Source organism: Streptomyces sp. SID4985 (genome assembly GCF_009863025.1).
Taxonomy (GTDB): domain Bacteria; phylum Actinomycetota; class Actinomycetes; order Streptomycetales; family Streptomycetaceae; genus Streptomyces.
The window spans coordinates 1-812 of record NZ_WWIR01000598.1 but is presented as its reverse complement, the minus strand read 5'-3'; the positions used below and the strand labels follow the sequence as shown (position 1 = coordinate 812).

Sequence of the window (812 nt, the reverse complement as noted above, 5' to 3'; positions counted from 1 at the left end):
GCGAGGACCGCGGCCTGGGCGACGGCGGGGTGTTCGGCCAGTGCCGCCTCGACCTCTCCGGGTTCGATGCGGAAGCCGCGCACCTTCACCTGCTGGTCGACGCGCCCGGCGTATTCGAGCTCGCCGTCGGCTCGGTGGCGTACGAGGTCGCCGGTGCGGTACATGCGTGCGCCGTCCTCGGAGAACGGGCAGGCGACGAACCGCCCGGCCGTGAGTCCCGGCCGGTTCAGGTACCCGCGCGCCAGACCCGGGCCCGTGACGTACAACTCGCCTGTCACACCCGGCGGTACGACGCGCAGACGCTCGTCCAGCACGTACACCCGCGCGTTGGCGATCGGCCGGCCGATCGGCGGTGCGCCCGCTCCCGGCGAGAGCGGTTCGCTCATGGTCGCGCAGACCGTCGTCTCCGTCGGGCCGTACGCGTTGATCATCCGGCGCCCCGGGGCCCAGCGTTCCACCAGCTCCGGCGGGCACGCCTCACCCGCCACCACCAGCGTCGACAAGGTCGGCGCCTCCCGCTCCACGGTGGCCAGGACGGACGGGGGCACGGTCGCATGAGTGACCGCGAGGCCCGGGTCGGTCAGCGCGGCGACCGGGTCCGCCGCAGGGGGCAGCACCAGAGCCGCACCGCGCAGCAGGGCGGTGAAGACCTCCGACACCGAGGCGTCGAAACTGGGCGAGGCGAACTGGAGCACCCGGCTCCCGGGCTCGATCGCGAACCGCTCGATCTGGGCGGCGACCAGACTCGCCACACCGGTGTGGCTGACCACGACGCCCTTGGGGCGGCCGGTGGAGCCCGAGGTGTAGATGAC

At 73.5% G+C, this 812-nt stretch carries 1 protein-coding gene; it reads right to left on the bottom strand.

The genetic code is table 11. From position 1 onward, the window contains the following. Positions 1-812, bottom strand: an 812-nt coding sequence (locus GTW40_RS25650) for an amino acid adenylation domain-containing protein (RefSeq protein ID WP_161182536.1), incomplete at both ends; no start/stop codon positions are given.